Annotated in this window: 1 protein-coding gene; it reads left to right on the top strand. The window is 75.9% G+C overall.

Annotated elements, in window-relative coordinates; all coding sequences use genetic code 11:
- Positions 1-1,400, top strand: a 1,400-nt coding sequence (locus tag ND748_RS31995; RefSeq protein WP_251750012.1) for a polyketide synthase, incomplete at both ends; no start/stop codon positions are given.

The raw sequence follows: 1,400 nt of genomic DNA, 5'->3' as shown, positions 1-1,400 counted from the left end.
CCAGCCACCGATCGCCGTCATCGGCATGGCGGTGCTCCTGCCGGGCGCACCGGATCTCGCCGCCTACTGGCAGAACCTGCTGGCCGGGATCGAGTCGATCAGCGAGGCGCCGCCGCACCGGTGGGATCCCCAGTTCTACGACCCGGCCGGCGCCCTCGAACCCCACCCGGAACGGATCTACTGCCGCCGCGGCGGCTTCGTCGACGAGTACGCCTACGCCGACCCGCTGCGTTTCGGCATCCCGCCTGCCGACGTCGCCGGCATCGAACCCGACCAGCTCCTTGCGCTGCAGGTCGCCGCGAGCGCGATCGACGACGCCGGCGGCGCCACCCGGCTCGGCGACCCGGCCCGCGTCGGCGTCATCCTCGGCCGCGGCGGTTACCTCGGCGCCGGCCTCGCCCGCCTCGACCAGCGGCTGCGCACCGCCCACCAGCTCGTGTCCACCCTCGGCACGCTGCTGCCCGCCCTGGCCGCGGACGAGCTCGCCCGGATCCGGACCGCCTTCACCGACCAGCTCGGCCCGCAGCGCGCGGACGGCGCGATCGGGATGGTGCCGAACCTGGCCGCGTCCCGGATCGCGAACCGGCTCGACCTGCGCGGCCCCGCGTACACGGTCGACGCGGCCTGCGCCTCGTCGCTGATCGCCGTGGACAGCGCGGTCGCCGAGCTCGCCGCCGGGCGCTGCGACGCGGTGCTCGCCGGCGGCGTCCACCACTGCCACGACATCACCCTGTGGAGCACCTTCGCTCAGCTCGGGGCGCTGTCGGCGCGCCAGCAGAGCCGGCCGTTCGACCGCGCCGCGGACGGGATCCTCATCGGCGAGGGCACCGGCGTCGTCGTGCTCAAGCGCCTCGACGACGCCCAGCGCGCCGGCGACCGGGTGTACGCGGTGATCCGCGGTACCGGGACGTCCAGCGACGGGCGCGGCGGCGGCCTGGTGAACCCGGAACCGGCCGGGCAGGCCCTCGCCGTCGAACGGGCCTGGGCCGCGGCCGGACTCGACCCGCGCGCCCGGCACTCGGTCGGCATGATCGAGGCGCACGGCACCGCGACGCCGGCGGGGGACGCGGCGGAACTCGCGACCCTGGCCCAGGTCTTCGGCAGCGACCGGGACGACATCGGCGTCCTCGGCTCCGTCAAGTCGATGATCGGGCACGCGATGGCGGCGGCCGGCGTCGCCGGGCTGGTCAAGGCCGCGCTGGCCCTGCACAACCGCGTCCTGCTGCCGGCGGTGAACTGTGAGGATCCGCATCCGGCACTGGCCAGGACGCGGTTTCGCCCGCTGCTGACGGCCGCACCGTGGGAGAGCGCGGGGCCGCGCCGTGCCGGCGTGAACGCCTTCGGGTTCGGCGGGACGAACGCCCACGTGCTGCTGGAGGAGGCGCCGCCGCCCACCGGGG

The organism is Frankia sp. AiPs1 (assembly GCF_023716945.1).
GTDB lineage: Bacteria > Actinomycetota > Actinomycetes > Frankiales > Frankiaceae > Frankia.
Note: the sequence above shows the minus strand (reverse complement) of the source record. Positions and strands in the feature narration are given on the sequence as shown.